At 60.3% G+C, this 277-nt stretch carries 1 protein-coding gene; it reads left to right on the plus strand.

Going from position 1 to position 277, the window contains the following annotated elements:
• On the plus strand, positions 1-277 hold a 277-nt coding region (locus tag H0248_RS21260), incomplete at both ends, for a TrbG/VirB9 family P-type conjugative transfer protein (RefSeq protein WP_180787394.1).

Below are 277 nucleotides of genomic sequence, written 5' to 3' on the forward strand. Positions count from 1 at the left end.
CAGCCAGGTGTTCCTGCCCACGGCGAAGGACTGGAAGACCAACCTCTTCGTGGTGACCTCAAAACGTGATTACAGTCTGGAGCTGAACGTGCTGGATCACGATTCCCCCGCGCAGGCATTCGTTATCCGTTACCACTATCCGGCCGAGATTCGTCAGCAATCCGCCGCCGCCAGCGCCGCACGTCAGACGCAGCAGCGGGAAAGACAGGAAAAGCAGCAGATAGCGGCAGCATTCGGAGAGGCCAGCACGCCACGCAACTGGCGCTACACCAAACGG

This window comes from Pectobacterium brasiliense (assembly GCF_013449685.1).
GTDB lineage: Bacteria > Pseudomonadota > Gammaproteobacteria > Enterobacterales > Enterobacteriaceae > Pectobacterium > Pectobacterium brasiliense_A.